The sequence below is a fragment of the Comamonas aquatilis genome (genome assembly GCF_965139575.1).
Lineage (GTDB): Bacteria > Pseudomonadota > Gammaproteobacteria > Burkholderiales > Burkholderiaceae_C > Comamonas > Comamonas aquatilis.
This window is the reverse complement of sequence record NZ_CBCSIW010000047.1, coordinates 1-1,232: the sequence shown is the minus strand read 5'-3', so window position 1 is coordinate 1,232 and position 1,232 is coordinate 1. Positions and strand designations below refer to the sequence as shown.

The following is a 1,232-nucleotide window of genomic DNA, read 5'->3' as shown; positions in this document are numbered from 1 at the left end:
TGAATCGACCAGCTTTTCCTAGATAGCTTTAAGCCTCACGGAATTACGCCTCTCGAACTCTATCGGAGACAGGCCATCCGCAGACGAATGTCTGCGGATGGGGTTGTAGAACATCTCGATGTAGCTGAATACATCGCTACGCGCTTCTTGCCTTGTTGCGTAGGTTTGTTTACGAATGCGCTCACGCTTGAGCAGTTGGAAGAAGCTCTCCGCCACTGCGTTGTCGTGGCAGTTGCCTCGCCTGCTCATGCTGGGCTTGAGGTTGTGACTCGCAAGAAAGCGTTGCCACTCATGGCTGGTAAATTGACAGCCCTGATCGGAATGCACAACGACCATCTCACTCGGTCTTCTGCGCCAGACCGCCATATGCAAGGCATCAAGAGCCAGTTGGGTATCAATGCGGCTGCCGGTGGACCAGCCCACAACTTGTCGGGAATAAAGGTCAATCACTGCAGCCAGGTACAGCCAGCCTTCGTGCATAGCGATATAGGTGATGTCGGTAACCCAGGCGGTATTGGGTTGACTGACTTTGAATTGCTGCTCCAGAAGGTTGGGCGCAACCACAGCGGGAGCACCACCTTGTGGGCGTGGCCGTCTGCCGTAGCCTCTTTGCGCCTTCAATCCTTCATGGCGCAGTAGTCTGACAACCCGATGTCTGCTGCAGCTTTCACCCAAGTCACGCATATCCAGCGTCAGCTTGCGATAGCCGTAGACACCACCGCTCTCCAGCCACGCCTGTTTGAGCAAGGCCAGCAACCTGCGATCGTCAATGGCTCGTTTGCCTTCAGGCTGGGCTTTCCACGCATAGTAGCCGCTGGGGTGCAGCCGAAGCATTCGGCACATTCGCAAAACGCTATACACCGTCTGATGCCTTGAGATGAACGCGTACTTCAGTCGGGCTGACGAGCGAAGTACGCCGCCGCTTTTTTTAGGATGTCGCGCTCCTCGGTGACGCGTTTGAGCTCAGCCTTCAGGCGACGCAGTTCTTCGCTTTGGCTCACTTGCAAAGTGCGCTGTGCTGCCGGGATTTGCTGCTGGCGAACCCATTTGTACAGGCTATGCGTGCTTACGCCTAAGCGGCGTGAGACATCGGCCACGCTGTGGCCGTGTTCCAGGATTTGCTTGGCCGCTTCAATCCTGAATTCTTCAGGGTAACGTTGACTGCTCATAAGGACTCCTATTGGAACGGAAATAGGAGGCTTTGGACTATCTACAAAACACTGGTCGATTCA

Annotated in this window: 1 protein-coding gene; it reads right to left on the bottom strand. The window is 55.0% G+C overall.

Going from position 1 to position 1,232, the window contains the following annotated elements; genetic code table 11:
• Window positions 1-18: 18 nt before the first annotated feature.
• Window positions 19-1,169 (bottom strand): IS3 family transposase gene (locus tag ACNAZA_RS22330; RefSeq protein WP_415798685.1). Its coding sequence is split into 2 segments (ribosomal slippage): window positions 19-920 and window positions 920-1,169, totalling 1,152 coding nucleotides; the frame shifts between segments, so codons are not numbered across the junction.
• Between the last annotated feature and the right edge of the window lie 63 nt (window positions 1,170-1,232).